Raw genomic sequence first — 26404 nt, forward strand, 5'->3', positions numbered from 1 at the left:
GTTTCCCATCCCGATCACACGAGACAGGACCACCACCATGCCACTGCCCAAGGACTTCCCGACCCGCGACCCCGAGCGCGTCCCCGACTCCGAGGATCACGCCACCGACTACCGCGGCTCGCGGGGCGGCTGGGTGAAGGACGAGGAGAAGCCAATCCCCGGAACGCCGAAGAACTGACACTCTGAGACGGGCCCCGACGCGCCAACCCCCCGACGCGGCGGGGCTTCGCCGTTCCCGCACCCGCTGGCACCCCACACCGCTACGCTCCGGACCTCACACATGGGGGGAACCATGCGCCGCTTCAAGAGAAGCCACATCATCATCGCCGCCCTCGTCACCGTCGCATCAGTCGCCGTCACAGCCTGGTGGATCATCCGGCCCACGTACGCAGACGAACTCAAGCGCTGCGAGAAGGCCGTCGCCGCCTACGACTTCGACGCCAATCCCGTCGCCGAGGGCGACACGATCCCCGGGTGTGAAGACGTCGACCGGGACGACTACATGGCCTTGGCCATGAACAAGACGATGGATGACCTCGGCTGGCTGGACGACGAGGGGAAGTTCGACAAGAACAGAATGCTGGAGGACTCGCTCGACGACTAAGCGACGCCCGTAGTTGCGTTCCGGCCGATCATGTCCCACACTGAGCCGCAGATCCGGCATGCCCGGAAACAACAGGCCCGCCAACGCGCGGGCCTTCCTTATGTCACAGGATCGCGACTCCCCGTTCACGCCGTGTCCACATGCCGCAGGATGCCCCTCACGCACAACATCCCAGGGGGGACCATGCGCACACGCACCACCATCACCACACTCGCCGCCGCCGCACTACTCGCACTCACCGGATGCGCCGCCGAGGACACCGACCCCGGCACGAAGTCCCCGGATACGAGCCAGACGGACGACAGCCCCGCCGCCGACACGGACACAGGCGCGGACGCGGACGCGGAGACAGCAACGCTCCCGGACATGAGCGGCAAGGGCCTCCAGGCCGCGCAAGACGAGGCGCAGGGCGCAGGGTTCTTCCTCCTCACGTCGGAGGACGCCACAGGCGCCGGCCGCATGCAGGCCTTCGACCGGAACTGGAAGGTCTGCTCACAGACTCCGGAAGCGGGCAAGCACCCCGTAGAAACCAAAGTCGAGTTCTCCACGGTGAAGATCGACGAGGAGTGCTGACCCACATCTGCTGACCGGCCCGACCGCACCTGTGTGGTCGGGCCTTCGCACGCCCGGAGGTGGCCATGGGGCTCATCAAGGGACAACGCCCGGTCACCGACGAGGACCGCGAGGCTGTCCGCGAGCTGCACGCACAGAGCCTCGGCCGCAACGAGATCGCCCGCCGCCTCAACCGCTCGCCCCGCACCATCAGCGTCATCGCCGCCGAGCTGCACCTCACCTTCGACACCACGATGACCGAGGACGCCACCCGCGCCCGTGTGGCCCAGCTCGCGGAGAAGCGGGCCATCCTCGCCGACGCCCTCACCGACGACGCGCTCCGACTGTCCGCTCAGCTCTGGCAGCCCGCCACCATCTACAACTTCGGCGGCAAGGACAACACGTACGAGGAGAAGCAGGTCGACGAGCCGCCGGCCTCCGACAAAAGGCAGCTCATCACCGCAGCCACCGCAGCTGCCGCCCAGTCACTACGCCTGGTCCCGCCGTCAGAGGACGGAGGAGCCGAGCAGGCCCGCTCGATGGTCGGCCAGCTCCTAACCGGCCTTGCCAGCGTGTACCGCGAGCAGCAGACGCAGGAGCCCGCGAGCGAGGGGGACGGTGATGCTCCGTGACGTCCCGCTGCCCCTGTCCCCCCGGCAGATCACTTCGATCGTGGAGTCCCAAGACACGCCCCTGGCCCTGTGGTCGGGGGCGGTGTCGTCCGGTAAGACGATCGCGAGTCTGCTGGCCTTCCTGATCCGGCTGACGGTGGCCCCCGACCACGGGCTGATCGTCATCGTGGGCCGGACGCTGCAAACGATCGAGAGGAACCTCCTCGATCCGCTCCAGTCGCAGCACCTCTTCGGCCCCTTGGCCAAGCATGTGCACCACACGACCGGCTCGACCACAGCCGTGATCCTCGGCCGTACGGTCCACCTGGTTGGCGCAAGCGACGCCCGAGCGGAAGGCCGCATCCGCGGCGCGACGATCGCCCTGGCTTACGTGGACGAGGCGACCCTGGTCCCGCACAGCTTCTGGATGATGCTGCTGTCCCGTCTGCGCGTCGGTGCGGAGTCCAGGCTCCTGGCCACGACCAACCCGGACGGGCCGTTCCACTGGCTGCGTAAGGACTTCATCCTCCGCGGCGCCGAGGTGGGGCTGACGAACTGGCACTTCACCCTGGACGACAATCCGGCCCTGGACCCTGGGTTCGTGGCCCGCCTGAAAGCGCAGTACATCGGGCTCTGGTACCGGCGGTTCATCCTCGGCGAGTGGTGCCTGGCTTCCGGGTCCGTGTACGACATGTTCGACGAGAACCGCCACGTCGTCGACATCCTGCCGTACATGCGGCGCTGGACCGCTGTGGGCATCGACTACGGCACGGTCAACCCGTTCTCCGCGGTGCTGATCGGGCAGGGCGAGGATGACCACCTGTACGCCGTGTCCGAGTACCGGCACGACAGCGCGGCTGCGCATCGTCAGCTGACGGACGCCCAGTATTCGCACGACGTTCGCCAGTGGCTCGCGAACGTCCGCCGACCGGGAGAGCAGGGTGCGGCGCGTGGCGTACGACCGGAATGGATCTTCGTAGACCCGTCCGCCGCCTCTTTCATGAACCAGTTGTGGACCGAACGCGTCCCCGGGATCACGCCTGCCGTGAACGACGTCCTCGACGGCATCCGGTCCGTGGGCGTGGCCCTCGGCTCCGGCCTGCTGCGCATCCACCGCTCCTGTGACGGGCTTCTCGGCGAACTCCCCGGCTACGCCTGGGACGAGAAGGCCGCCGAACGCGGTGAGGATAAGCCGCTGAAGATCGACGATCACAGCGCGGACGCCCTGCGGTACGCCCTCCACTCCACCGCGCACGAGTGGCGCGGCCTGATCGACTACAAGGAGGCCGCCTGATGGCCGCCGAGATCAAGCTGTCTGTCCACGTCCGCGCGGGCGACACGGAGGCGTGCTGGGGAAGCCTGCGGGTCCCAGTGGCAGATGGCCGCATGGACGAACGCGCCTTCCGGCGAGAGATGGTCGGGTTCCTGCGCGCCGCCGCTGACCACCTGGAGAAGCCGAGCGACGAAGAGGACGGGGAGACCACGTAATGCCCCTGCCTGAGACAGATTCCGCCTGGCCGCCACCGCAGATGGTCAAGCCCCTCGCCACCATGGCCATGGATGACGCCTGGTACTCCGGTGACCGAGACCGCATCCGCAAGGCGCACCAGCCCAACACCGAGACCACGAGCACAGGCCGGCGCCTGCGGTTCTGGGAGCGGCCCCGCCGACTCGACACCCCCGACCACTCGTTGCACGTGCCGTTGGCCGCCGACATCGCCACCACCAGCGCGGACTTGCTGTTTTCCGAGCCCCCGACGCTGACCGTCGAGACGAAGGAGACACAGGCGCGGCTCGACGAACTGGCCGAGGCCGGCGGGCTGGCGAACACGCTCCTTGAGGCCGGGGAGGTATCCGCCGCACTGCGCGGCGCGTACCTGCGCGTGACCTGGAACGCTGACCTGGCCAAGCGGGCGCTGCTCACCACGCACCACGCCGACACGGCCGTCCCCGAGTGGCAGATGGGCATCCTCAAGTCGGTCACGTTCTGGCGTGAGGTGTCCGCCGACGGCGTCCGGGTCCTGCGCCACCTGGAGTTGCACGAGATCGGGGCGATCCGGCACGCCCTGTATGAGGGCACGTCAACGAACGTGGGCCGCCCGGTGCCCCTCACGGAGCACCCGGAGACCGCGGACCTGGTCGACTCCCTGACCCCGGACGGCGATGGCCAGACGATCCTGACGGGCATCGACCGGCTTACCGCTGCGTACGTCCGCAACATGGGCCCGGACCGGCAGGACCGGCGGTCGAACCTCGGCCGCTCGGACTTCCAGGGCGTGCACGGCATGTTCCACGCGCTCGATGAAACGTGGACGTCGTGGATGAGGGACATTCGGCTGGCCAAGGCCCGCCTGATCGTCCCGAACGGGTACCTGACTGGCGAGGGGCCGGGTCTGGGCGCCTCGTTCGACCTGGACCGGGAGGTCTGGCAGGCCGTCAACGCCTCGCCGACCTCGGGTGAAGGCATCACCGAGAACCAGTTCCTGATTCGCGTGGACGAGCACCAGCGGACAGCGGAGGCCATCGTCCGGCAGGCCGTGAAGCTGGCTGGGTATTCGGCGCAGTCGTTCGGGATGGACGGGGACGCTGCGGTCACTGCTACGGAGGTTGTGGCGCGCGAGCGTAAAAGCATGATCACTCGGGACAAGAAGGCCCGTTACTGGGCGCCCGAGCTGGCGAACATGCTGGAGGTCCAGCTGTTGTTGGACCGGCAACTCGGGTTCTCCAAGGTGACCCCGGAACGCCCCAAGATCGAGTTTGGGGACTCCGTCAGTGAGGACCCCAAGTCGACGGCGGAGACCATCGAACTCCTCGCCCGTGGGCAGGCCATCAGCACCGAAGCGAAGGTGCGGATGCGGAGCCCCGATCTGGACGACACGGCCGTCCGCGAGGAGACCGACCGGATCCTGAAGGAGACCGGCCAGCTGGTCGCCGACCCGACGATGACCGGCGCCGAAGGGCCCGGCGCCCCCGGCTTCGGCCAGGGCGGTGACGAGGAGGCAGACTGATGCCCGTCTCCCCGGCCATGGCCGAGGATCTCGCCCGCGCGGTCACCATGCTTTACGAAGACGCCGAGTTGGCGCTCCTCGACAAGCTGAGGGCCGCACTTGAGCAGGGCATCGACTCCCCTCTGTGGGCGGAGATCAAGCTCCGCAGCATCGGCGACCTGCGCCAGGCCGTCGAGGAGATCGCCAACGCTCTCCAGACCGACGCGAACGGGGCCGTAGCTGCCGCGCTCGCCGAGGCGTACGGGCGCGGCCGACAAGCCGCGGTGGCCGAGGTCGGCGCACTGGACATCGGCCGTGAGCTACATGCCCGACGCGTGCTGCCGAATGCCCCCTCAGTGGACCGGCTGGCCGCCTCGTACGCCGAGGACACCCGCCCGCTGTACATACGGATCACCCGCGCGGTCCTGGACACCTACCGGTCGGTCGTCTCCCGCGCCACGACCTCCGTGCTCCTCGGCGGCCTGACCCGCAGGCAAGCCAGCCAGCGGGCCCTCGACCAGTTCGCTCAGCGGGGCGTCACCGGCTTCGTCGACTCCGCCGGCCGCTCCTGGGAGATGGCCAGCTATGCGGAGATGGCAGTCCGCTCCGTCACCGCGCGGGCCGCGATCGAGGGCCACATCGACGCTCTCGCGGAAATCCGGGTGGGCTTGGTGATCGTCTCGGATGCGCCGCTGGAGTGCCCGCTGTGTCGCCAGTGGGAGGGCGAAGTCCTCACGCTGGGGCCGCAGTCAGGTCCGCACACGATCCGCGCCGAGCACGCGATCCAGCCGACGCAGCTGCTCGCTCCGACCCGTACGGTCGCGGTGCACGTCGCCGGGTCCCTCGTCGAGGCGCGCGCACGTGGTCTCTTCCATCCCAACTGCCGCCACAGCTTGGCCGCGTACCTGCCAGGCGTGAGCACGCGCCCGCCGCATCATGCGACGCCCGGCACGACGTACGAGGACACCCAGCGGCAGCGCGACATCGAGCGACACATCCGCGCGTGGAAGCGCCGCCAGGCCACCGCCATGGACGACGCGACCCGCAAGCGGGCCGGGTCCTACGTACGGAAGTGGCAGGCCGCCGCCCGCGAACACGTGGCCGCACACGACGACCTGAAGCGGAAACCGGCGCGCGAGCAGATCAGCTCAGCGCGCTGACCACCCATGGCCCGCCAGGCGCGGGCCCGATGCGCCCCTGGAGGGCTCATGCACCGCACCCCTTTTCGGCATCCGCTCGCCACGCACGCGGCAGGCACGGTTCTCGGCTTCGTGGCCGGAAGGCCCGTCTACGCAATCGCGGGTGGCAGCGGCGAGGGCGAAGGCGCCGCCGGTTCAGGCAGCGGACAGGCCGGGGCCGGTGAATCCGGCGCGGCCGGACAAGGCGCCTCAGCGTCCGGGACTGGGGGCTCTGGCCAGGTCGGACAGCAGTCCGGCGAGGGCGGATCGAACCCATGGGACAGCTTCCAGTGGGACGGCAAGGTCGAGTCCCTGCCCGAGCCCGTAGCGAAGGTCATCCGCGATGCGCGCGAGGAAGCGGGCAAGTCCCGCACCACCGCGAAGGCGAACGCCGCACAGGAGGCCCGCCAGGAACTCGCGCAGGAGATCGGCAAGGCCCTCGGCCTCGTCAAGGACGACAAGCCCGCCGACCCCGCCGAGCTGACCCGCACCATCACCACCCAGACCACCCGCATCGGCGAGCTGGAGAGCACCACCCGAGGCCTGACGGTCCAACTCGCCATCATCGACCAGGCCGACAAGCACAACGCCAACGCGAGCGCGCTGCGCGACTCGGTCAGCTTCATGGAGTCCGTCAAGGGGCTGGATCCCTCGGCAGCCGACTTCACCACCAAGCTCGACGACGCCATCAAGGACGCCGTCGAGAACAATCAGCAGCTCCGCACGGGCCAGGTGCCGCGGCGGGGCGGGGGCGACTTCGCCGGCGGGCCCGGCACCACGAAGCGCCCCACCTCTCTGCACGACGCCATCGCCGCCAAGCTCGGCGGCTGACCCCTAGGAGCACTCCATGCCCGTCACCCTTGCGGAGGCGAAGAACAACGCGCAGGACGATGTCGATGTGCAGGTGATCGACGAGTTCGCGAAGTCGTCCGACATCCTGAACCGCCTGACGTTCGATGACGTTGTCTCCCCCACCGGCGGCGACACCCTGACGTACGGGTACCGGCGCCTGATCACGCAGGTGTCCGCCGACTTCCGTGCGATCAACTCCGAGTACACGCCGACCGAGGTCACCACGCAGCGCTACACCGTGGACCTCAAGCCGCTCGGTGGCGCGTTCCAGGTGGACCGTGTCGTCGCGCGTCTGGGCGCTGCGGCGTCCGGTGCGGTCGCGCTGAACATGTCGCAGAAGATCAAGGCCGCGCGGGCGAAGTTCGCTGACGCGGTGATCAACGGTGACACTGCGGTCGACGCGAACGGCTTCGATGGCCTGTCGAAGATCCTCACCGGCACGACCACCGAATACCTGCCGCTCGCCAACGGCGTCGCCACTGGCTACGTCGACTGGACCACCGTGGCCGACAAGGCCACCGCGCTCGCCGCGATGCGTCACGTCGACTCCTGGCTGGCCACCCTCGACGAAACGCCAGACGTCATCTACGGCAACCGCAAGACCCTGGCGCTCTTCAAGAGCCTCGCGGTCTGGACTGACCAGTACGAGAAGTCGGAGGACGCTTTCGGCCGCCCGATCATGCGTTACAACGGCGTCGACCTGGTCGACCTCAAGTCCAAGGCGGGCAGCAACACCGACGTAATCGGCCTCGTCACACGGGACGCCGACGCGGGCGGCGCGGGCGGCAACATCACCAACCTCGGTGACCTGTACGCCGTCCGCTACGGCCTGGATGGCTTCCACGGCGCCTCGATCGTTGGCGACCTCGTCGACACGTGGCTGCCCGACTTCAACCGCGCGGGCGCCGTCAAGACCGGTGAGGTCGAGATGGGCCCGCTGGCGGTCGTCCTGAAGGCGACCAAGGCTGCGGGCGTCTTCCGGAACATCAAGAGCGCCTGATGCAGCGGCGCACCTTCGCCACCGCGGACGAGCTGGCTGACCTGCTCGTCCAGTCCGGCGACAACCTCGACCCCGACGGCGTTCGCGCGGTCCTCGCCGAACTGGAGAAGCACGGCGTGGACACCGGACGCCTCGTCAAGGTCACCAAGGACGAGGAGATCTGATCCATGGCACGCATCGAAAGCCCCGACCCGCACTTCACCGGCACCGGCCCCGGCGGCATCCACTTCGAGGACGGCGTCGCCGAGACCGACAGCCAGGCCGTCATCTCCTACTGCCAGGGCGCCGGGTACACGGTCGACGGCAAGACGTACGTCGACACCCCGCCCGCCGCGCGCATTACGGAGGTCCCCGACCCGCGGTTCGTCACGGACGTGGGCGACACGGCGCCTCTGAGGGACGCCGCGGTCGACCCGCGGCCGGGCGACGTCCCGCCCTCCAACGCGGGCAAGGCCAACCCGCACGGCCCGCTCGTCGTGGCACCGGGGATCGGCGCACCGCCCGTCGTCGAGGACCCCGACGGGGACGGCGTCGTACCGGCCACCGACGTCAACCCGGACCCGCCCGGCAAGTCCGCGTCCAAGGCGACGTGGGTGGAGTACGCGGTCGCGCAGGGCATGCCGCGGGAGGACGCCGAGAGCGCCACCCGCGACCAGCTCGCCGAGCGGTACTCGGGCGGCGGTGACGCCTGATGGGCGTATCCGCGTCCCTGTCCATGGCCGCCACGGTCACGCAGACCAAGGCACTGGACCTGACCACGACGTCCGATCCGCTGATCTTCCGACGAGCTGTCAGCCTCCTCAACGGCACCACCGCGGGCAAGGCCGACCGGGTGTTCCACGACCGGCGCACACTGGCCGCGTCCGCAACCGAGGATCTCGACCTCGCGGGAGCGCTCACGGACGCGTTCGGGGCATCCCTCACCTTCGTACGGATCAAAGGCCTGTTCATCTCCGCGGCGGTGCCGAACACGAACAACGTGGTCATCGGCGCCGCCGGGGCGAACCCGTGGGCGACACTCCTCAACACCACGGGCACGGTGGCGCTGCGCCCCGGAGCCAGCCTCGGCGTCATGGCCGGGGACCAGGACCCCACGGCGTACACCGTCACCGCAGGCACCGGCGACCAGCTGAAGGTCACCAACTCCGGTGCAGGCACCCCCGTCACGTACGACGTCATCGTGATCGGCGCGAGCGCATAGGAGGTGCCCGGTGGGCAGAGTCTTCGCCACCGCCGCGGAGTACGAGGCGTACACCGGGCAGCCCGCTCCGGCCGGTGCCGACCGGCTGCTGGCGAGGGCCTCACGGCTCGTGTCGGCGGCCACCAAGGCAGCGTTGTACGACACCGACACGACGGGCTACCCGTCCGATACGGACGTCCGGGCCGCGTTCCGTGACGCCACCTCAGCGCAGGTCGCCGAGTGGGCCAAGCGGGACGCGGCAGCTGCCGGAGAGAGCGACGATCCCGCGGCGAGCCCGTGGACATCGATCTCCGCTGGAGGGCTCAGCTTCTCCCGGCAGTCCGCGCCCACGGCGACCGCCGAGGACACCGAACTGACCGCAGAGGCCGCCGAGATCCTGGCCGAGCTGGGGCTGTGCCAGGTGGTGTGGACGTCATGAGGTTCCCGCGGTTCCTGCAACAGCACACGGTGACGGTGGAGCCGTTTCTCGGCAACTCCTCCACGGGCCCGCTGTACGGCCCAGCTGCCGAGGTGCGGGGCCTGCTGGAACAGACGACACGGCTCGTCCGCAACGCGGCGGGCGAGGAGGTCACCTCGTCCTCGACGTTCCGGGCACCGCTGGAGACCGTGGCGCCCGCGAAGAGCCGCGTGCACCTCCCGGACGGCAGGCGCACGACAGTGATCGCGGCCGTGCGGCAGGACGGCGCCAAGCTGCCCACGCCTGATCATCTGGAGGTGCAGCTTCAGTGACGCAGTACGCGCGCATGAACTGGCAGGGAACCCGGCTATGGACTTCTCGCGGCCGGCGCCTGGCATCTGAAGGCCTCCAACGCGCCCTGGAGCACGGCCTGAAAGTCTCCAACGAGCGCGTACCGCTGGAGGAGGGCACCCTCGAACGCTCTGGCCGAGTCGACGTGGACGGGCTGAACGGCGCGATCAGCTACGACACGGTGTACGCGGTCCGTCAGCACGAAGAGCTGACCTGGAAACACTTGCCCGGACGCCAGGCGAAGTACCTGGAGTCGGCGATGAACTCGGAGCGTGAGGTCATGCTCCAACTCATGGCCGTGACGCTGCGCCGCTTCTTCCGCGGCTGACCTTCATCCGACCGAACTCCCGCCCCGTGCGGGGGTTTTCGCATGTCCGGAGGCCGCCGTGGGTCACACCAGCTCGATCATCAACGGCCTCGCTGAGCTGTTCGCCGCCGAAGGGCTCGGCGTGTACCGGCCCGCCGGGGTGGTGACGGACGGCGAGACCGGGGTCTTCCTGCACCGCCTACCCGAGGCTCCCGCCCGGGCATTCGCGATCACGCCGTACCCGGTCGAGGACACCGGCCAGACCGACGTCACCGACGGCCTCCAGATCCGCATGCGGGCGGGCCCGGACCCGAACGAGGTCCTCGACATGGCCGACGCCGTCCGCGACCTCCTGCACATGCGCGAGAACACGCTCCTCGGCGGTGTCCGGCTCTCGCTGATCTGGCGGCAGTCGCAGGCCCCGATGGGCCAGGACGAGCACGGCCGCGAAGAGCTGACCAGCAACTACTACGCCCGCTCGTCTCGACCGAGCGCCCACGTCAACGAATAGGAGGCCGTCATGTCGACGCCGACTGAGACCGCTCTTGCGCGCCGCTGGCGCCTGGAGATCAACATGGGCACCGCGGGGGTGCCGGACTGGCAGCTCTGCCCCGCCGTCACGGAATTCCAGTGGACGGCCGAGCCGAACCACGAGGACGACACCTCGTACGACACCGACGGATGGGGCGAAAACACCAAAACCGGCCAAGACTGGGAGGTTGAGGTGACTTTCAACCGTAAGGCCACCCCGGACAGTACCGCGTACAGCGTGGTGCACGAAAAGATCAGGACTGCGTTCTTCGCTTACGGCGAGGAGAGCAAGGTGCCCTTGCGGTTCTTCGACCGCAACGGGCTCCCGGAGGCATACGAGGGCTACGGTCTGCCGAACTGGGAGCCGCAGGGCGGCGAAGCTCGCGACTTGGACCAGGTGCAGGTGACGTTCACCGGCACCGGGCCGCTCACGCCGATCACGAACCCGGTGAGCCCCTGATGGGCGGCTTCAAGGTCCTGGACGAGTTCCTCGGCGACTCCCTCGACCTCCCGATCAAGTGCAAGGACGGCACTGTCCGCACCTTCCACATCCCCGCTTGCTCCGCCGAGGACGGGCTGCGTGTGCAGTCCCTGGTGGAGTCCGGCGCCCGGATGGCTACCGATGGCACCCCGATGGACGCCGAAGTCCTGGATGACGCCGCCGAGCTGGACCTGTACCGAACTGCCCTCGGCTCGGCCTATGACGACCTGTTCAGCAATCTGGACTGGCCTCGGTTCAAGCACGCCGCGATGACCGCCGTTTTGTGGATCACGGTGGGCATCGATACGGCCGAGCAGTACTGGAACGCGGACGGCGACCCTTCTCAACTGGCCCCGAATCGGGCGGCACGCCGGGCGGCCTCATCGGCTGCGGCGAAGTCGACCCCGCGACGGGGCTCCACGAGTGGTACGAGCACCCCGCGGGCTACCAGCCGCGCCCGCAAGGCCGCCAAGACCTGACGTGGGCGGGCCTCCTCGACGAGTGGCCACTGATCGAGGCCGATCTCCACGAGGTGTACGGCGTCGATCTTTCTGAGCCGGGCCTCATGCGTGCCCGCTCCTGGCGGTGGCTCAGGACGCGGATTCTCGGCCTGCTCTCCGCCGAGTCGCGGCTGAGCAGGCGTTTCGCGCCGCCTGAGCCCAAGGCACGGCGAACTCCCCGACCGTGATCTCCCCGAGGGGGTGCACCCATGGCCCTCAACCTCGGCGATTTGGTCGCAGGTTTGCGCGCGGACGACGCCCCGTTCACGCGGGCCCTTGGCCGTGCCGAGCTGCGCATGCGCGGGCTCACCCGCGACGTCAACGGCCAACTGCGTGACCTCAACGGCAGGTTCATCCGTGACGGCGACGCCATGGGCCGCAGCCTGTCCCACGGGATCGGGCGCGGTGCTCGTGCGGCAGTGTCCGCGCTGCGCAAGGTGGCGCCGGCGGTGGCCGGTATCGGTGCGGGGCTGCCCGTGGTGGCAGCGGCGGCTACGGCGCTTGGTGGTCTCGCCGCGGGCGCTGCTGCCGCTGGGCTGGCGGTTAAGGCGTTCAGCCTCGCCGCGGGCCCGCAGATGGAGGCCGTCGCAGAGGTCTCCAAGCTCGCTGAGGACGCGCAGAAGGCTGTGGCCGCGGGGGCGGAGGACGCGGCCGAGAAGCAGAAGGCGTACAAGGACGCGCTCGCCGAGCTGCCGCCCGCGACGCAGGCGACGGCGCGCGCGTTCATCGGCCTGAAGAGCGATTACCGGGCTTGGTCGGACGAGATGTCCGGCACGACGATGCCGCTGTTCACCAAGGGCATCGGGATCCTGCGGGACTTGCTCCCGACGTTGACGCCGTTCGTGCAGGCCGCGGCTGGCGCCATCGGTGGCTTCCTCGACGAGGTTGCCGTCGGGGTCAAGAGCGCGGGGTTCAAGGAGTGGGCGGCCGATATGTCCTCGGCGGCCGGGCCCGCTCTCGCCAACTTCCTCGCGGTGATCAAGAACTTGGCGATCGGGTTCGCCGGGCTTCTTCAGGCGTTCCTGCCTGTGTCGGACGGGGTGACCGGCGGCCTGGTCCAGATGTCGGAGGCCTTCGCCAACTGGGGCTCTTCGCTTCCAGATTCCGAGGGCTTCGCACAGTTCCTGGAGACGGCACGAGAGGGCGGCGCTGCGCTTGGCACCCTGGCGTCTGCTGGGGTTGACCTCCTCGTCGCGCTTGCACCGCTGATCGGCCTGACGGCGCAGCTCGCTACGTGGCTTGCCAGCATCATCAGCGCTACCCCCACCCCCGTACTGACCGCGCTCGCTGCGGTCATCGGTACGGTCACCATCGCCATGAAGACGTGGGCGATCGCTCAGGCCATCGTCGCCGCGCGAAACCGGATCTGGACAGCGACTCAGTGGCAGCTGAACGCCAGCATGTTCGCGAGCCCGGTGTTCTGGATCATCGCAGCGATCGTGGCACTCATCGCGATCATCGTGCTGATCGCGACCAAAACCACCTGGTTCCAAACGGCCTGGTCAGCGGCCTGGAACTTCATCAAGGCGGCCACCGATGTTGCCGTCGCAGGCATCAAGACCGCCCTCAACTGGTTCGCAGGCCTCCCCGGCATGATCAGCGGCTGGTTCGGCGGGGCGAAGAACGCAGCGATCCGCCAGTTCAACTCGCTCGTCTCCTGGCTGCGTGGTCTGCCGGGTAAGGCCGGATCGGCTTTGGCCGGCCTCGCGGGCTCCCTGCGCAACGCCGCTTCGGCTGGATTCAATGCCTTCCGGCAGGCCGCTGTGTCGAGGGCCTCCTCCTTCGTCTCCTGGGTGCGCGGCATGCCGGGCCGGATCTCGCGGGCGATCGGCTCGCTGTCCGGTCTGCTGGTCTCCAAGGGGCGCGACGTGATCCGCGGCCTGTGGAACGGCATCAAGGCCATGGGTAGCTGGCTAAAGAATCAGTTGATCTCGTTCGCGAAGTCCATGATCCCCGGCCCGATCGCGAGTGCCCTGGGCATCTCCTCGCCGTCTCGCCTCATGGCGGACCAGGTCGGCCGGTGGATCCCCGCAGGCATCGCGCAGGGCGTCACCCGCAATGCCGGTGTACTCGACACGGCCATGGCGAACCTCGTCTCCACGCCCACCCCGTCCGCGTCGATGGCGATGGCTGCGGGCGCGGCCGGTGTAGGGGCGGCCGGCGGTATGCGGGCGAGGACGCCGCAGGTCGTCGAGGTCGGCTCGGACGGCAGCGCCCTCGGTGACCTCATCATCGGCACGCTTCGCGACTCCATAGGCGCGCGCGGCGGCAACGTCCAATTCGTACTGGGGAGGTGACCGTGGCGTTTCCCGAGGATCCGCTCGGCCTGCGCGTGGAGATCCGTACCGGCACGGTGTGGACGGACATTACGGCGGACGTGCGGACCGCCGATCCGATCACGCACGCGCGCGGGATCCGCAACAGTGGCACGTCCGCGGATCCCGCCACCTGCCCCCTGAAGATCGACAACAAGGACGGCCGCTACTCGCCGCGCAACCCGGTGAGTCCGTACTACGGGCTGATCGGCCGCAACACGCCCGTCCGCTTGTGGCTGCCGAGCGGCCCGCACTTCCTCGATCTCGACGGCACACCGGGCTCCTACGCCTCCACCCCCGATGACGCGGCACTCGACATCACCGGCGACCTCGATGTCCGTGTCGAGGCCGAAACCAGCTGGCACGCGCCCGGCGCCCACACCCTGATCGGGAAATGGGACCCCCTCAGCAATCAGCGGTCCTACCTCCTGCGGCTACAGGACGGGCTGCTGTACCTGAGTTACTCCCTCGACGGGGTGGCGGTCTCTTTCCACGCCCGCCCGCTGCCGGACCTGCCCCCGCGCGCGGCACTACGCGCCACCCTCGACGTCGACAACGGCGTCGGCGGCAGGACCGTCACGTTCTATTGGGCGCCGTCGCTGGCCGGGCCGTGGACGCAGTTCTCCACGCCGGTCACGATCGAGGGCCCGATCAGCATGTACGCCGGGATGGCCCCGCTCACGGTGGCGCCGACGGATCTCGGCGTGACCGTTCCGCGCTACCCGGCCGAGGCCCACATCTACGCCGCAGAGGTGCGCTCCGGGATCGGCGGGACCGTGGTGGCGTCACCGAACTTCGAGGCGCAGCCGCTCGGTTCGTCCGGCTTCACGGACTCTGCCGGCCGCGTGTGGACGCTCACCGGTGCGGCGATCGCTGACCGGCAGGAGCGTTTCGTCGGTGAGATCGCCAAGTGGCCGCAGAAGTGGACGCGGGGCGGTAAGACCGTGTGGACGACTGTGGAGGCTGCGGGCATCCTCCGCCGCTACGGGCAGGGGCAGAAGGCGCTCGACAGCACACTCCGGCGCCGCATTCCGTCCGGCAATCCGATCGCGTACTGGCCGATGGAGGAGGCCCGGGAGGCGACCCGCGCCTACTCGCCGATCCAGGGCGTCACCCCCGCGGCCGTGACAGGGCTGGAGTTCGCGGGCGTCGACACCCTGCCCTCATCCAAGGCGTTGCCTAAACTCTCGTCGGCCGCCACGTTGTCCGCGATCGTCCCGACGTACCCGACCCCCACGCAGTGGCAGGTGGAGTTCGTCTACACCGCAGACGACAAGGCCCCGCCAGCGGCAGAGCCGTGGCCGGAGGTCATCAGCGTCTCTACGACCGGCACGGTGCGCCGCTGGTGGGTCGGTATGCGGGCGGGCAGCGCGCGGATCCTCGGCTACGACTCCTCCGGCGCCGAGCTGGTCCACGTCACGGCGAGCGTGGGCAGCGATGTGTTCCACGGCTGGGTGCGCATGCGCCTGTGGGTCCGCGAGTCCGGTGGCACCGTCTCCTGGCGGCTCGAATTTCAGGACGTCGGCGGTGACGCAGGCGGCACCGGCGCCACGTTCAGCGGCACGGCCGGACGCGTCACCGCGGTGACAGGCACCTGGGGTGCGGCGACCGAGGGATGGTCCATCGGGCACCTGGCCGTATTGCCCACCGCGCAGAACAGTCTCTACACCGGGTCCGACAACGGGTACACGGGCGAGGCCGCGTGGGCACGGATGCTGCGCCTGGCCAACGAGGAGAACATCCCCCTGGCCCGCGTCGCGGGACCACTCGCGACGGAGCGTGTGGGGCCGCAGCGCCCCGAGACTCTCCTGACGCTGCTCCAGAAGGCCGCCGAGGCGGATGGCGGAATGCTCCTGGAGGACCGGGCCCGCACAGGGCTCGTCTACCGGGACCGCTCCAGTCTCTACACGCAGGAGCCCGCCCTCACTCTCGTCTATGGGGTGCCGGGGCTGGCCCCGCCGCTGGAGCCGGTCGACGATGACGACGCCACCCGCAACGACATCACCATCACCAGGGACGGTGGGAGTTCGGCGCGGGCGGTCCTGGAAGAGGGCCCGCTGTCGGTGCAGCCACCGCCGGACGGGATCGGCGTCTACGACGAGTCGCTCACGCTGTCCCTGGCGGACGACGTGCAGCCCACCCCACACGCCTACTGGCATCTGCACCTGGGCACCTATGACGGGGCCCGCTACCCCTCCGTACGCGTGCTGCTGCACAAGGCGCCGCATCTCATTCCGCAGGTGCTCGCGCTACGCGAGGGGGATCTCCTGCGGCTCCAGGGATTGCCTCCATGGGTGGCGTACGGGGACGTGGACTTGATCGTCACCGGGTACAGCGAGACCCTCCTCCCGCGCACGTGGGAGATCACGTTCACCTGCGAGCCTGCCGGGCCGTGGATGACCGCGAAGGCCGACCATCCGGTGTACGGGAAGGCGGACACGGACGGCTGCGTTCTCAGCGCGGCGGCCACGGACACGGCGACCGCGCTGGACGTGGTCAGCTCCGGCCTGCCGTGGACCACTGACCCGGCCGAGATGCCCATCGTGATGCAGCTCGGCGGGGAGGAGGTCTCCGCCTCAGCGATCGCTCCAGTGTCCGACACCTTCACGCGGGCCGTGGCCTCGGGCTGGGGCACTTCGTCGGGCGGGCAGGTGTGGGCGACGGCCGGCGGCGCCGCCTCGGACCGCTCGGTCGACGGGGCCCGCGGCGTGGTGACGCTACCCAGCGCGGTCACCACGGTCCGCTTCCAGACCCTGGTTGCGGGGATGCGGGACTGCGAGATCAGGTGCCGTTTCCAGGCCGGGCAGGTGTCCACCGGGGCGAGCCTCGTGCCCTCCGTGCTGCTGCGCTACGTCAACGGCAGCACGTACTACCGGGCGCGCGTCCACTTCGGTACGGGCGGCGGCATGTTCACCTCCGTCACGCGCGACACCACGCAAGTCGGCGGGACTCCCGCGCTGCCCTACACGTACGTGGCCGACGCCGAGTTCGAAGTGCGGGTGCGGCTGGACGGGCACCGCATCCGCATCCGCGTCTGGCCGGTCGCCACCCCCGAGCCCGCGGTGTGGCACCAGGACCAAGAGATCACCACCAACGTCATCGCAGAGGGCGCCGTCGGCCTGAGCGCCTCGGCGTTCGCGGGCAACACCAACGTCTCCCCGCTGCTCCGCTTCGACAACTTCGAGGTGGTCGGCGGACAGCGCCTCACCGTCGTGCGATCCGTCAACGGCGTGATCAAAGCGCACGGCGTCGGCGAACCCGTCCAGCTGGCCCACCCCGCGATCGCCTCACTGTGAAGGAGGGTCTTCGTGACGACGCCTGTCGACTGGCTGCCCGGAATGGACATCACTGCCGGACGCTTGGGCGCGATGGCTCAGGCGGCCTCCCTGCTCGCCACGAATTACGGGGCGGACAGATCCGGTAGCACGGACGCGGCCCCGGGCATTCAGCTCGCCCTCAATCTGGCGCGTGATCTCGGCGGCGCTCAGGTCGTGTTGCCGCCGGGGGTGTACCTGACCGGGCAGACCCTACGGATCTACACCAACACCCGTCTGACACTGATGGCGGGCGCCGAGCTCCGCCGCAACCACGCCGGAACGATGCTGATCAACGGGGACGCGGGCCAGGCGTTCGGCGGGTATACGGGCCACTCGCGGATCGTCATCGAGGGCGGCCTGTGGAACATGCGCGGCACGACCTCGGGCCTCACAGGCAGCGCGATGTGCATCTCGATCGGGCACGCCACGGACATCGTAATTCGTGATCTTGAGGTCCGGGACCTGCCCGGCTTCCATGCCATCGAGCTGAACAGCACCTCGCACGGCCTGATCCAGAACTGCCGGTTTCGCGGATACGTGGACCCCGGCGCCAGGGACTTCAGCGAGGCAATCCAGCTAGACCTCGCCAAGTCCAGCGGTGTGTTCGGCGGATTCGGCCCCTACGACCACACGCCGTGTGAGGACGTTCTGATCACGGGCTGCCACTTCGGCGCCTCGGGGACGGCGGGCACGACCGCGTGGCCGCGTGGCATCGGGTCGCACTCGGCGACGATCACGAAGTACCACCGGCGGGTCCGCATCAGTGACTGCTCGTTCGAGGGACTTCTCCAGTTCGCGATCAGCGCGTACTCCTGGGAAGACGTCACGATCACCGGCAACACATTCGTCTCCTGCGGGAGCGGCGTACGCCTCCGCTCCGTGATCCTCTCGGATACCGAGGACACGAAACTGCCCGACGGCACCCAGACCAGCGCGAGCCAGGTCATGAGGAATCTGGCCGTGGTGGGGAACAGTTTCCGGTCCGGGGGCGGCTACGACAACGCGATCGTCGCTTACGGCGAGCTCACGGGCACGATCCTCAATCTGACGGTCGTGGGCAACACCATCGACGGCACGGCCGGTGGGCAGGCGGGCATTCGCCTCTACCGGGCCTCCCGTGCCACGGTCGCGGACAACGTGCTCGCGAACGTGTCGGGCACGGGTCTCAGCACGGAGGAGCAGAACAACACCGTGCTGAACGGCAACGTGATTTGGACCGCTGGCGCCCACGGAATCACGATGGTCAACAGCGACAACAGCAACATCATCGCGAACCACATCCGCGACCCCGCGAACTCCGGGATCTTGGTACAGGGCGGTAGCGACGTGCAGATCCGCGACAACTTCGTGGACGGCGCCAACCGGGTCGCGAGCTCGGCGTACGGCATCCGTGTGTCGACCAACCCGGTGGCGATCGCGATCTCCGGCAACAAGTGCCGCCCCGGGGCGAGCGCTACGAAGGCCGTGCGCGGTCTGTCCATCTCCAGCGGCACCGGCATCCACCGCTTCGGCAACGACATGCGCGGCACCTGGTCCGGCGCCGGCGGCACCGGAATCGACGACCTCTCGACGTCGCCGAACACCACCGCGACCGACATCCAGTAACCCCCGCTCACCCGTCCGCCCCGCGCCATCTGGCCGGGGCTTTCTTCATGTCCTGGAGGGCTCATGGCACAGCAACCACTCCCGACCGACCTCGGGCAGAAGGCCTACGCCGCGTACGGCGAGGTGACCGGAGGCCTCACCCACGACGGCCGCACGATGCCGCCCTGGGCAGACCTCGGCGAGGACATCCAGGCGGCGTGGACCGTCTCAGCCAGCGTGCTCTACCAGGCGGGCGTGGACGCATCGCTGTCTGAGGATGGCCGCTGATGGCCCCGCCGCTGTCCCCGGGCAGCTTCCTCGACGCGCTGCGCGACGAGGGCGTGACGGTCGTCGAGGTCGGCGATTGGAAGAACCATAACCGCAACCACAAAGGCCCCTGGGGGCCCGTGCACGGGGTGATGATCCACCACACCGTCACTTCGGGAAGCGCCCGCACCGTCGACATCTGCCGCAAGGGTTACAGCGGCCTGCCTGGCCCGCTGTGCCACGGCGTCATCACCAAGGACGGCCGCGTCCACCTTGTCGGCTACGGCCGCGCGAACCACGCGGGGATGGGCGACGACGACGTGCTGCGCGCGGTCATCGCCGAACGCGCCCTGCCCGCCGACAACGAGGCGAACACCGACGGCAACCGCCACTTCTACGGCTTCGAGTGCGAGAACCTCGGCGACGGCAAGGACCCCTGGCCAGCGGTCCAGGTCGAGGCGATCGTGCGCGTCTCCGCGGCCCTGTCCCGTCGGCACGACTGGGGCAAGGACGGTGAGACCTCGACGATCGGGCACGCTGAGTGGCAGCCCGGAAAGATCGACCCCAGGGGGATCAAGGGCGGCATGGACGGGATCCGTGCCCGCGTCGACGAGCGGCTCAAGCACCCCGCGAGCTGGTCGCCGGGCGGCTCCGCGTCGTACACCGTCCGCAAGGGCGACACCCTCTGGTCTATCGCCGTGCACGAGCTCGGCGACGGTTCCCGCTACGGCGAGATCAAGTCCCTCAACGGGCTGAAGAGCGATGCGCTCACGCCTGGACAGAAGCTCAAGCTCCCCAAGAAGTGAGGACCCCCATGCGTATCTCCAGCTTCGCCAAGTCCCTCGTCGCCGGTGTCGCCGCGGGCTCCGCCGCCGCGGTCGCCGCCACACAGGACGGCGCCCTCGTCACCGGGGAGGTCGTCACGATCGTCCTCGCCGTTCTCGGCGCCTGGGGCATCACCTACGCCGTGCCCAACAAGACGAGTCCGGGAGCGTCAACGCCCCCGTCCGAGCCGACGACCTTCTGATGTGCCGGGCGGCCCGGCGGATGCGCGCGACGCTGGGCCGCCGCGGCATCGCCCTCGTCCTGCTCGGCCTCGCCAAGATCTGTTACGGCCTCGGTTTCGCCCTCCAGTCCGGCCCGACCCCCGTCGGCCTTCAACTCCTCACGCGGTGGGCGGACCTGCGCTGCTGGTCATCAGTCTGGATCATCTGCGGGCTCGTCACCTTCGGCTTCGCCTGGCTGCGCGTCGGCCGGGATGGATTGGGCTTCATGGCCGCGGTGGTCCCGCCGATCGTGTGGGGCGGCGCGTACCTGTGGGGCGCAGCCGTGGGCGACTACCCGCGGGGCCTGGCCATCGCTGCCTGGTACGCCATCGGCCATGTGGGACTGATCTTGTGGGCGTCGGGAGTGCCCGAGCACTCCGTGCCCCACCCTGACCTGCGGGAGCGTGGTAGATGACCGGCACGTGGGGCGTCGTCGCAGGCATCGTCGGCGCCCTCCTCGGCGCCGTGGCCCTGCTCGGCTCAGGGCTGTTCGCCGCGCGGGCGACCCGAGCAGCTGCACGCACCACGGCCGAAGCGACGCGTGCTCAGGCCCAGGCCGCCGCCGAACCAGCCCAACGGGCGGCGGATCTCGCCTCGTTCCGCGAGATCAGAGACGAGATGAAGTTCAAGATCGAAAGACAGAACGCGCGCATCGACGGGCTGGGCAGTCTGGTGCTCGCCTACTCCTGGACCGTCGATCGGCTGATCCACCGTATGCGGGACGCCGGCGTCACCCCCGATCCGAGCGACATCCACGAGCAGGTACGCGAGCACATGCGCACCAGATGATCCGGCCCCCTCTCGCCTTCGGGCGGGAGGGGGCCCTTTCGTCATGCCCGGCCTGGTGATTCCTGGCCAGAGCCCTGACATAGAAATGGTCCCGCCCCATACCCTGGCAGTGCGACCTGTACAGAGATTGGGGCGAGACCGTGCCATTTGATGCTACCCCGGACCCGTACGGCGATCCGTTGCGCTTCGGCCAACGGGTCCAGATTTCGCGTGAGCGACGGGGGATGACCCAGGGACAGCTTGCCGATCTCGTCGGCATCTCACCGCACACCCTTCGAAAGATCGAGAACGGGCAGCAGAAAGCGCCCGGCCTTGAGATGGTGCTGCGCATCGCCGAGGCCCTACGGGTGCGTGACCTCTCCGACCTGACAGGCCATCCCGACATGCATGTCGATCTGTTCATCGGCCCCGGTCACCCGCGCCTCGCCGCGGTGAAGGCCGCCGTCGACACTTTCCCCTTGTCTTCCAGCGTCGAGCCGCCGCCGGTGGCCCACGTCGAGGCCCGCCTGCATGCGGCGTGGAAGGCACGCCATCGAGCCCCCGATCACCGCGAGGTCATCGGCAAACTGTTGCCGGACCTGATCCGCGACGCGCAGTCCCTGGTGCGGCATGCCGATACTGGGGCCGCTCGACGTACCGCACAGAGCCTGCTCTCCCAGACCTACTCACTGTCGCAGTTCTTCCTCGCCTACCAGCCCGATAGCTCTTTGCTGTGGCGGGTTGCCGAGCGCGGCATGATCGCCGCTCAGGAGTCCGAGGACCCGCACTCCATCGGCGTCGCCGCTTGGCTCATGGCTCAGGCCCACCGTGACAGCGGCCCCCGTCACTTCGACGCAGCGGACGCGGTCAACCTGGAGGCGCTGCAGTTCCTCGAACCGCTTCTGCCGGACGCCAGTGACGATGTCCTGGCGATCGCCGGGGCGCTGCGCTTCGAGCTCGGCTACACCGCGGCCCGCCGCCGAGAGACGGGTACTGCCTGGGCACATTGGGACAAGGCCAACTCCATGGCCGGTCGCCTCGGCGCGGACTACTACCACCCGGTCACAAGCTTCTCGCAGGCCATCATGGGCGCCCACGCGGTAACCGTCGCCGTCGAACTCCACCAAGGCGGCGAGTCTGTACGCCAAGCCGCCCGCGCTGAGGAGCACACCATCCGCTCAAGGCCACGCCGCGCGCGGCACCGGATCGAGGAGGCGCGCGGCTACCAACTCGACAACCAGCCCGACGTTGCGCTGGCCACTTTGGAGAAGGCGCACCGGGCCGCGCCTGAGACGATCCGCTACAACGGTTACGCGCGCAGCCTCATCCTTGAGGCTGTCGAATCCACTCAGGCGCCGCGTCGTCGACGGGCGTCCGAGTTGGCGATGGAGATCGGCATCCTGGCTGCGTGAGGGCACCGACCGGAATCCGGTCGGCGGTCCGCACACCCCGCCCATAGCGTCGTCATCAGACCTGATCGACGCTGATGACGGCAGGGGCAGACGGTGGATACGCAGCAGAGAGACAGAGAGATCTCTGAGTGGTTCGCGGAGGCTCAACAGGGCCCCGCGCAAGCCTCGCGCGAGTGGACTGATCGCGGCGTTGCGCTTCTCCCGTGCGGCGTCCGCTTCTGCGCAGTGCGTCTACCTGCCCGACTCGTACATGCCGCGTGCGGCACCGACCTCACCGAGATCGTGAGGGGAACGCTCGCCGGAATGCTGGCGGGGCCGGTGATCTGCGACGCCAACGGTTCTCACTACTACGCGCTGGTGGAGCCCACCCCTCGCCTGGCGTGGCAGTACGGAGACGTGGCGCCGCTCTTGGGGGCTGGCACATATCTGGGTGTGCCAGCGACCCGCCGCGCCGAGCCGCCAGGAACGTACTGGCTGGTACTCCCACACCAGCCGGGCGATCTGTGCCCTCTGCCGTCCGTGGCTGCCCTGATCGGCGTGGGCAGACGCTGCCTCGGTATAGAGGAGCAGCTGTGACTGCGACAACGACGGCACAAGCGGTGTACCAGCACTACCTCGCACACCTCGATGGATGCCGCCCATGCCGGGTCGAGCAGCCTTGCGAGGCCGGGGACCGGCTGCGGCGGGCGCTGCGCGCGGCCCGCGCCGCAGCCATGGACCCCACGAACTCCCGCCGCGACAACGGCGGGTTGTAGGCCCCTCGCCCCGAGACGCGCACGCGCCGCGCGCTCATCCGCTTGGGGCGAGGGACGTCCTATCCATCCACCAACAGGAGGTTCCTTATGGGCACGCTCACGAACGGCCGAACCACCATCTCCTATGAGCATCACACCGCGCCCGGTCTGGACTGGCGGAAGGCTGGACGGACCGATCTGGACCCGATCCTCAAGGAGTGCGTGATCCTCGCGGAGGCGCCGCCCGCGGTGGGCCACCCGCACCACAGCATCCCGGATGGCACCCGCATGATCGCCATCAGCGACGACAAGGACACCGGCTCGCCAGTGCTGCTGATGAGCCGATTGGAGATCAGCAAATTCTTTGACGGGGTGGTGAACGGTGAGTTCGACGAGTTCCGGGCGAGCGAGGACGAGCTCCGGGAAGCAACCGCCGCAGCAAGCTGACGAGGCCGCGCCGGTCTTCCGGCCCCCGGCCGACAACTCCCGGTCCCTGACAGGCGGGAAGATCTGCTCGGTCCACGAAGGGCCGCCGCTCGAAACCGAGCGGTGTTGGAGCGGGGCGAGGATCTGCCCGGTCTGCACACCGCTTGGCCGCACGCATGAGGAGACGCGGATGATCGTCCGGAGGGCGAGAGCGCGGATGGAGCGTGACGGCTACTGGAATCAGCCGGGGCGGTGTACCTAGCCGCTGGTGCTGTTAAAGAGGCTGCCAGTGCTGCGGTGCTGGCAGCCTTCGCCGCGCAGATGTACCTGCTCGTCGCTCCGTGCATATGCCATCGGTGGAAGGGTATGAAGCGGCAAGTCGAGCCCAGACCCCGCCCGGCCAGTCGTCTAGTCGAGGAGGTCGGCGAGGTGCACTCGCAGGGCGTGGGCAATCAGGAGCAGGTCCGAGTACTGCGGGTCGCGCGTACCCGCTTCATACCGCTGGATGCTGCGCCTCTCAATCCCCGCCAGATTGCCTAGCTGTTCTTGAGACAGCTGTGCCGCGAGGCGCAGCTGCGCGATTCGGTGCCCGAGCGCGACTCGACGGGTGAGAACCCATTCAGGTCGGGGGTTACGTCGGGCAGGCACCTGCACACACAATGTGCAGATCAGGAGGGTGTCAGTACCCAAGTGGTCGCTAAGTGATCGAATGGCTGATCATGGGCGGGCGGCGTGGCGGAAAAGTGAAGATCCTCCCTCAGCTCTGCGGCATATGCCCCACGCCGCAGAGCTAGCTGTAGTCTGAAGTAATCGAACACGTGTTCACTCGAACGGGCGATGTGCTCAACCGGAACCACCTGTTACACATAGATGGATAGATCAATCACCCCCCGCCACGAACGTGCCGGGACCGTCGCAGTGGTGCCCCCCTCGTGACGGGCCGGCACTTGGGATCACCCTCGCAGTCCGCACCCAGCGGAACGCGAGGGCGATCTGCGTTGCGGCCATCGCCTCAAACCGGCATCCGACCTGCATGGACGACGTTGATCGTTTAGGGGATTTTTAGGAGACGGGGCGCAGTAGTTGGGGTGTAGTCAGACTGCGCGAGGGGGGTGCCGGATTGCACGACGCGCCCCAACAGAAAGGCCCTGTACCCCCGTTGAGCTGGGGGTACAGGGCCTTTCTGCTGATCAAACCGGTGGGCGCGGACGGTTTCGAACCGCCGACATCTGCCTTGTAAGGGCAGCGCTCTACCGCTGAGCTACGCGCCCGGGATGTTTCGACAGCCTACCTTGCCCGTGGCCCCGGGCCGCAAACCCGTACGGGGCGGCTCCCGCCCGTTGGGCCGTGGATGTTTCCGTTCTCCGCGGCTGGTGGCCCGCACCTGGTGTCCGCCCGCAGCGAAGACGGCAAAGTCACGATGCGCAGCGCGAACTAACCAGCCCGTGTGTTCGTCATTAACCGGTGGGAGAATGTGACACCGGGCAAGGCGGATGACAGCACGGGAGAGGGATAGTGACGGCGACACCTTCGCAGCCGTACACACCGGACACGCCGAGTAGCTCAGCACTGCCGGACGAGGACGTACGTCGCTGCGGGAGCGTGCGGCCGCGTCCCCGCCCCGGCGTCCGCACCCGCGTCCACGCCCGTGTCCGTACGAGCCCCTTCCGCGACGCGGTGGCGCTCGCCCTCCTGCCCCTCCCCCTTCTTGCCCTCACTCTCCCCGCCGCCTTCGCCGGCGGCGGCACCCGGCGGTGGTTCGGCGGGCGCGGGGAGAGCGTGCGGGCCGACGCCCAGGCCGCCAAGGACGCGGCAGCCGCCGCCTTCTACGAGTTGGACACCGCCCAGCGGGATCTGCGGATCTCCATCGAGACCATCGTCGCCGTCGACTCCACGCCCGCCGCACAGCGTGCCGTCTCCGACTTCGAGGCCATCGGGCGGCGGATCGACGAGGCCAGCCGCCAGTACATCAGCGCGGTGGACGCGCACGACCTCGACCGTGACGACCTGGAGGCCTCTGTCGCCGCCCGCGCGCGGACCGAGCTCACCGAGGCCAAGGCCGAGCTGGACAAGGCCAAGCAGGACCTGGACCGATTCCAGCAGGGGCTCGGCCCGCTGCTCGACAAGGCGGAGACGCAGCTCGCCCGCCTCGCCCCGGCCGTCGAGCGGGCCCGCCAGACCCTCCTGGCCGCCAGCAACGCCCTCGATGCCGTACGAGGCGCCGGGCTCAGGGCCGATGACCTGGCTGCCCGCCTCGCCGCCCTCGGGCCCGAGCTGACCAAGCTCAATCAGGGAGCGGGGCAGCACGGCGTGCCGGAGACACTGCAGCGCGCCGACCGCGTCCTGCGGGACGCCGAAGCGGTGCGGGCCGAGGCCGAGCGGCTGCCCGAGCGCGCCGCCGAGACAGACCGCCGCCTCGTCTCGCTGCGCACGCGCGCGCAGGCACTCACCACCCGCAGCGGCCAGGTCGAACCGGTCCTCAGCGAGCTGCGGCGGCGGTTCACCGTGGCCTGCTGGCAGGACCTGCAGCGCGTGCCGGACCAGGCCGCGGAGAACGTGCGCCAGGCCGAGGTCAAGCTGAAGGAGGCCCGCCAGGCGCGCGACGAGCAGCGCTGGCCGGACGCCACCTCGCTGCTCTCGACGGTCCGCGCCCTGCTGAACTCGACGGACGAGGCGGTATCGGCCGCCGGCGACCGGCTCCAGCGGCTGAACGCGGTGGCGAAGGACCCCCAGCAGGAGATCGAGCGCACCCGCTTCGCGATCCGCGACGCCCAGCGCCTGGCCATGGCGGGACGCCAGACCCCGGAGCAGCGGCACGCCCGCCCGCTGGACGAGTCCGTCGCCCGCCTGGACCGCGCGGTGGCCTCCCTGGAGGGGCGCCACCCGGACTACTGGCATTTCCTGACCGAGACCGAAGCCGTGCGGCAGGCGGTGGGCCGCGTGGTCACCCAGATCAGGGAGGAGCGGGGGCAGGGAGCCTGAG

The 26404-nt window shown here is 69.1% G+C and carries 32 protein-coding genes and 1 tRNA gene; 31 read left to right on the forward strand and 2 right to left on the reverse strand.

The annotated features are described in order from the left end of the window. Positions 1 to 37: 37 nt before the first annotated feature. The 30 genes from AB0I94_RS02335 (at position 38) to AB0I94_RS02480 (ending at position 23442) form a co-directional block, all read left to right on the forward strand. Complete coding sequence (locus AB0I94_RS02335; RefSeq protein WP_363307478.1) at positions 38 to 178, forward strand: hypothetical protein; 141 nt, start codon at positions 38 to 40, stop codon at positions 176 to 178. 114 nt (positions 179 to 292) lie between these two features. Further along, positions 293 to 604, forward strand: coding sequence for a hypothetical protein (locus tag AB0I94_RS02340; RefSeq protein ID WP_363307479.1), 312 nt, complete (start codon positions 293 to 295; stop codon positions 602 to 604). Between the two features lie 183 nt (positions 605 to 787). After that, positions 788 to 1177, forward strand: coding sequence for a PASTA domain-containing protein (locus AB0I94_RS02345; protein ID WP_363307480.1), 390 nt, complete (start codon positions 788 to 790; stop codon positions 1175 to 1177). Positions 1178 to 1242: 65 nt separating this feature from the next. Further along, on the forward strand, positions 1243 to 1788 hold the full coding sequence (locus tag AB0I94_RS02350) for a helix-turn-helix domain-containing protein (RefSeq protein ID WP_363307481.1): 546 nt from the start codon (positions 1243 to 1245) through the stop codon (positions 1786 to 1788). Next, positions 1778 to 3061, forward strand: a complete 1284-nt coding sequence (locus AB0I94_RS02355; RefSeq protein ID WP_363307482.1) for a PBSX family phage terminase large subunit — start codon at positions 1778 to 1780, stop codon at positions 3059 to 3061. The genes AB0I94_RS02350 and AB0I94_RS02355 overlap by 11 nt, the downstream gene beginning before the upstream one ends. Then, positions 3061 to 3255: a hypothetical protein gene (locus AB0I94_RS02360; RefSeq protein WP_363307483.1), complete on the forward strand. Its 195-nt coding sequence runs from the start codon at positions 3061 to 3063 to the stop codon at positions 3253 to 3255. Before AB0I94_RS02355 ends, AB0I94_RS02360 begins: the two co-directional genes overlap by 1 nt. Then, positions 3255 to 4775, forward strand: a complete 1521-nt coding sequence (locus AB0I94_RS02365; RefSeq protein WP_363307484.1) for a phage portal protein — start codon at positions 3255 to 3257, stop codon at positions 4773 to 4775. Before AB0I94_RS02360 ends, AB0I94_RS02365 begins: the two co-directional genes overlap by 1 nt. Continuing rightward, positions 4775 to 5914 carry a phage minor capsid protein gene (locus AB0I94_RS02370; protein WP_363307485.1) on the forward strand — a complete coding sequence of 380 codons (1140 nt, stop codon included), beginning with the start codon at positions 4775 to 4777 and terminating at the stop codon, positions 5912 to 5914. Before AB0I94_RS02365 ends, AB0I94_RS02370 begins: the two co-directional genes overlap by 1 nt. Positions 5915 to 5962: 48 nt before the next feature. Next, positions 5963 to 6763 carry a hypothetical protein gene (locus tag AB0I94_RS02375; protein WP_363307486.1) on the forward strand — a complete coding sequence of 267 codons (801 nt, stop codon included), beginning with the start codon at positions 5963 to 5965 and terminating at the stop codon, positions 6761 to 6763. A gap of 16 nt (positions 6764 to 6779) precedes the next feature. After that, entirely contained in the window at positions 6780 to 7784 is a 1005-nt protein-coding gene (locus tag AB0I94_RS02380; RefSeq protein ID WP_363307487.1) for a major capsid protein, read from the forward strand. Further along, the gene (locus tag AB0I94_RS02385; protein ID WP_363307488.1) at positions 7784 to 7948 is read left to right on the forward strand and encodes a hypothetical protein; all 165 of its coding nucleotides are present in this window, start codon (positions 7784 to 7786) and stop codon (positions 7946 to 7948) included. Before AB0I94_RS02380 ends, AB0I94_RS02385 begins: the two co-directional genes overlap by 1 nt. A 3-nt stretch (positions 7949 to 7951) precedes the next feature. Continuing rightward, entirely contained in the window at positions 7952 to 8476 is a 525-nt protein-coding gene (locus AB0I94_RS02390; RefSeq protein WP_363307489.1) for a hypothetical protein, read from the forward strand. After that, on the forward strand, positions 8476 to 8985 hold the full coding sequence (locus AB0I94_RS02395) for a hypothetical protein (protein ID WP_363307490.1): 510 nt from the start codon (positions 8476 to 8478) through the stop codon (positions 8983 to 8985). The genes AB0I94_RS02390 and AB0I94_RS02395 overlap by 1 nt, the downstream gene beginning before the upstream one ends. 10 nt (positions 8986 to 8995) lie before the next feature. Continuing rightward, positions 8996 to 9403: a hypothetical protein gene (locus tag AB0I94_RS02400; RefSeq protein ID WP_363307491.1), complete on the forward strand. Its 408-nt coding sequence runs from the start codon at positions 8996 to 8998 to the stop codon at positions 9401 to 9403. Further along, complete coding sequence (locus AB0I94_RS02405) at positions 9400 to 9714, forward strand: hypothetical protein (RefSeq protein WP_363307492.1); 315 nt, start codon at positions 9400 to 9402, stop codon at positions 9712 to 9714. The genes AB0I94_RS02400 and AB0I94_RS02405 overlap by 4 nt, the downstream gene beginning before the upstream one ends. Next, complete coding sequence (locus tag AB0I94_RS02410; RefSeq protein WP_363307493.1) at positions 9711 to 10061, forward strand: hypothetical protein; 351 nt, start codon at positions 9711 to 9713, stop codon at positions 10059 to 10061. Before AB0I94_RS02405 ends, AB0I94_RS02410 begins: the two co-directional genes overlap by 4 nt. A gap of 58 nt (positions 10062 to 10119) precedes the next feature. Further along, positions 10120 to 10551: a minor capsid protein gene (locus AB0I94_RS02415; RefSeq protein ID WP_363307494.1), complete on the forward strand. Its 432-nt coding sequence runs from the start codon at positions 10120 to 10122 to the stop codon at positions 10549 to 10551. Positions 10552 to 10560: 9 nt separating this feature from the next. Next, positions 10561 to 11031 carry a hypothetical protein gene (locus AB0I94_RS02420; RefSeq protein WP_363307495.1) on the forward strand — a complete coding sequence of 157 codons (471 nt, stop codon included), beginning with the start codon at positions 10561 to 10563 and terminating at the stop codon, positions 11029 to 11031. Then, a complete protein-coding gene (locus tag AB0I94_RS02425) occupies positions 11031 to 11531 on the forward strand; it encodes a hypothetical protein (RefSeq protein ID WP_363307496.1) in 501 nt (166 codons plus the stop codon). Before AB0I94_RS02420 ends, AB0I94_RS02425 begins: the two co-directional genes overlap by 1 nt. Positions 11532 to 11761: 230 nt before the next feature. Continuing rightward, positions 11762 to 13849, forward strand: coding sequence for a hypothetical protein (locus AB0I94_RS02430; protein WP_363307497.1), 2088 nt, complete (start codon positions 11762 to 11764; stop codon positions 13847 to 13849). 2 nt (positions 13850 to 13851) lie between these two features. Then, complete coding sequence (locus AB0I94_RS02435; protein WP_363307498.1) at positions 13852 to 17163, forward strand: hypothetical protein; 3312 nt, start codon at positions 13852 to 13854, stop codon at positions 17161 to 17163. A gap of 12 nt (positions 17164 to 17175) precedes the next feature. Beyond that, the gene (locus AB0I94_RS02440) at positions 17176 to 18789 is read left to right on the forward strand and encodes a right-handed parallel beta-helix repeat-containing protein (protein WP_363307499.1); all 1614 of its coding nucleotides are present in this window, start codon (positions 17176 to 17178) and stop codon (positions 18787 to 18789) included. 63 nt (positions 18790 to 18852) lie between these two features. Beyond that, on the forward strand, positions 18853 to 19056 hold the full coding sequence (locus AB0I94_RS02445; RefSeq protein ID WP_363307500.1) for a hypothetical protein: 204 nt from the start codon (positions 18853 to 18855) through the stop codon (positions 19054 to 19056). After that, a complete protein-coding gene (locus AB0I94_RS02450) occupies positions 19056 to 19841 on the forward strand; it encodes an N-acetylmuramoyl-L-alanine amidase (protein ID WP_363307501.1) in 786 nt (261 codons plus the stop codon). Before AB0I94_RS02445 ends, AB0I94_RS02450 begins: the two co-directional genes overlap by 1 nt. An 8-nt stretch (positions 19842 to 19849) precedes the next feature. Continuing rightward, positions 19850 to 20062 carry a hypothetical protein gene (locus AB0I94_RS02455; protein ID WP_363307502.1) on the forward strand — a complete coding sequence of 71 codons (213 nt, stop codon included), beginning with the start codon at positions 19850 to 19852 and terminating at the stop codon, positions 20060 to 20062. 20 nt (positions 20063 to 20082) lie between these two features. Next, the gene (locus AB0I94_RS02460; protein WP_363307503.1) at positions 20083 to 20496 is read left to right on the forward strand and encodes a hypothetical protein; all 414 of its coding nucleotides are present in this window, start codon (positions 20083 to 20085) and stop codon (positions 20494 to 20496) included. Continuing rightward, positions 20493 to 20870, forward strand: coding sequence for a hypothetical protein (locus tag AB0I94_RS02465; RefSeq protein WP_363307504.1), 378 nt, complete (start codon positions 20493 to 20495; stop codon positions 20868 to 20870). Before AB0I94_RS02460 ends, AB0I94_RS02465 begins: the two co-directional genes overlap by 4 nt. 140 nt (positions 20871 to 21010) lie before the next feature. Then, positions 21011 to 22261 carry a helix-turn-helix transcriptional regulator gene (locus AB0I94_RS02470; RefSeq protein WP_363307505.1) on the forward strand — a complete coding sequence of 417 codons (1251 nt, stop codon included), beginning with the start codon at positions 21011 to 21013 and terminating at the stop codon, positions 22259 to 22261. 572 nt (positions 22262 to 22833) lie between these two features. Continuing rightward, positions 22834 to 23016 (forward strand): hypothetical protein, encoded by a 183-nt coding sequence (locus tag AB0I94_RS02475; protein ID WP_363307506.1) that lies wholly within the window; start codon positions 22834 to 22836, stop codon positions 23014 to 23016. 87 nt (positions 23017 to 23103) lie between these two features. Further along, the gene (locus AB0I94_RS02480; protein ID WP_363307507.1) at positions 23104 to 23442 is read left to right on the forward strand and encodes a DUF397 domain-containing protein; all 339 of its coding nucleotides are present in this window, start codon (positions 23104 to 23106) and stop codon (positions 23440 to 23442) included. 387 nt (positions 23443 to 23829) lie between these two features. Here AB0I94_RS02480 and AB0I94_RS02485 read toward each other — a convergent pair whose 3' ends face one another. Next, positions 23830 to 24075: a helix-turn-helix transcriptional regulator gene (locus AB0I94_RS02485; protein ID WP_363307742.1), complete on the reverse strand. Its 246-nt coding sequence runs from the start codon at positions 24073 to 24075 to the stop codon at positions 23830 to 23832. Positions 24076 to 24620: 545 nt separating this feature from the next. After that, positions 24621 to 24692 (reverse strand) — tRNA-Val (locus AB0I94_RS02490). Positions 24693 to 24936: 244 nt separating this feature from the next. Between AB0I94_RS02490 and AB0I94_RS02495 the strand changes: the two genes are divergently transcribed. Continuing rightward, positions 24937 to 26403, forward strand: a complete 1467-nt coding sequence (locus tag AB0I94_RS02495) for a hypothetical protein (RefSeq protein WP_363307508.1) — start codon at positions 24937 to 24939, stop codon at positions 26401 to 26403. Position 26404 lies beyond the last annotated feature (1 nt).

It is taken from the genome of Streptomyces sp. NPDC050147 (assembly GCF_040660195.1).
Lineage (GTDB): Bacteria > Actinomycetota > Actinomycetes > Streptomycetales > Streptomycetaceae > Streptomyces.

Coding starts and splice junctions, on each gene's coding strand:
- AB0I94_RS02445 (WP_363307500.1), top strand. CDS start 18,853: ATGGCACAGCAACCACTCCCGACCGACCTCGGGCAGAAGGCCTACGCC.
- AB0I94_RS02385 (WP_363307488.1), top strand. CDS start 7,784: ATGCAGCGGCGCACCTTCGCCACCGCGGACGAGCTGGCTGACCTGCTC.
- AB0I94_RS02355 (WP_363307482.1), top strand. CDS start 1,778: ATGCTCCGTGACGTCCCGCTGCCCCTGTCCCCCCGGCAGATCACTTCG.
- AB0I94_RS02405 (WP_363307492.1), top strand. CDS start 9,400: ATGAGGTTCCCGCGGTTCCTGCAACAGCACACGGTGACGGTGGAGCCG.
- AB0I94_RS02430 (WP_363307497.1), top strand. CDS start 11,762: ATGGCCCTCAACCTCGGCGATTTGGTCGCAGGTTTGCGCGCGGACGAC.
- AB0I94_RS02425 (WP_363307496.1), top strand. CDS start 11,031: ATGGGCGGCTTCAAGGTCCTGGACGAGTTCCTCGGCGACTCCCTCGAC.
- AB0I94_RS02450 (WP_363307501.1), top strand. CDS start 19,056: ATGGCCCCGCCGCTGTCCCCGGGCAGCTTCCTCGACGCGCTGCGCGAC.
- AB0I94_RS02360 (WP_363307483.1), top strand. CDS start 3,061: ATGGCCGCCGAGATCAAGCTGTCTGTCCACGTCCGCGCGGGCGACACG.
- AB0I94_RS02480 (WP_363307507.1), top strand. CDS start 23,104: ATGGGCACGCTCACGAACGGCCGAACCACCATCTCCTATGAGCATCAC.
- AB0I94_RS02345 (WP_363307480.1), top strand. CDS start 788: ATGCGCACACGCACCACCATCACCACACTCGCCGCCGCCGCACTACTC.
- AB0I94_RS02390 (WP_363307489.1), top strand. CDS start 7,952: ATGGCACGCATCGAAAGCCCCGACCCGCACTTCACCGGCACCGGCCCC.
- AB0I94_RS02455 (WP_363307502.1), top strand. CDS start 19,850: ATGCGTATCTCCAGCTTCGCCAAGTCCCTCGTCGCCGGTGTCGCCGCG.
- AB0I94_RS02365 (WP_363307484.1), top strand. CDS start 3,255: ATGCCCCTGCCTGAGACAGATTCCGCCTGGCCGCCACCGCAGATGGTC.
- AB0I94_RS02335 (WP_363307478.1), top strand. CDS start 38: ATGCCACTGCCCAAGGACTTCCCGACCCGCGACCCCGAGCGCGTCCCC.
- AB0I94_RS02380 (WP_363307487.1), top strand. CDS start 6,780: ATGCCCGTCACCCTTGCGGAGGCGAAGAACAACGCGCAGGACGATGTC.
- AB0I94_RS02465 (WP_363307504.1), top strand. CDS start 20,493: ATGACCGGCACGTGGGGCGTCGTCGCAGGCATCGTCGGCGCCCTCCTC.
- AB0I94_RS02350 (WP_363307481.1), top strand. CDS start 1,243: ATGGGGCTCATCAAGGGACAACGCCCGGTCACCGACGAGGACCGCGAG.
- AB0I94_RS02375 (WP_363307486.1), top strand. CDS start 5,963: ATGCACCGCACCCCTTTTCGGCATCCGCTCGCCACGCACGCGGCAGGC.
- AB0I94_RS02460 (WP_363307503.1), top strand. CDS start 20,083: ATGCGCGCGACGCTGGGCCGCCGCGGCATCGCCCTCGTCCTGCTCGGC.
- AB0I94_RS02340 (WP_363307479.1), top strand. CDS start 293: ATGCGCCGCTTCAAGAGAAGCCACATCATCATCGCCGCCCTCGTCACC.
- AB0I94_RS02395 (WP_363307490.1), top strand. CDS start 8,476: ATGGGCGTATCCGCGTCCCTGTCCATGGCCGCCACGGTCACGCAGACC.
- AB0I94_RS02420 (WP_363307495.1), top strand. CDS start 10,561: ATGTCGACGCCGACTGAGACCGCTCTTGCGCGCCGCTGGCGCCTGGAG.
- AB0I94_RS02370 (WP_363307485.1), top strand. CDS start 4,775: ATGCCCGTCTCCCCGGCCATGGCCGAGGATCTCGCCCGCGCGGTCACC.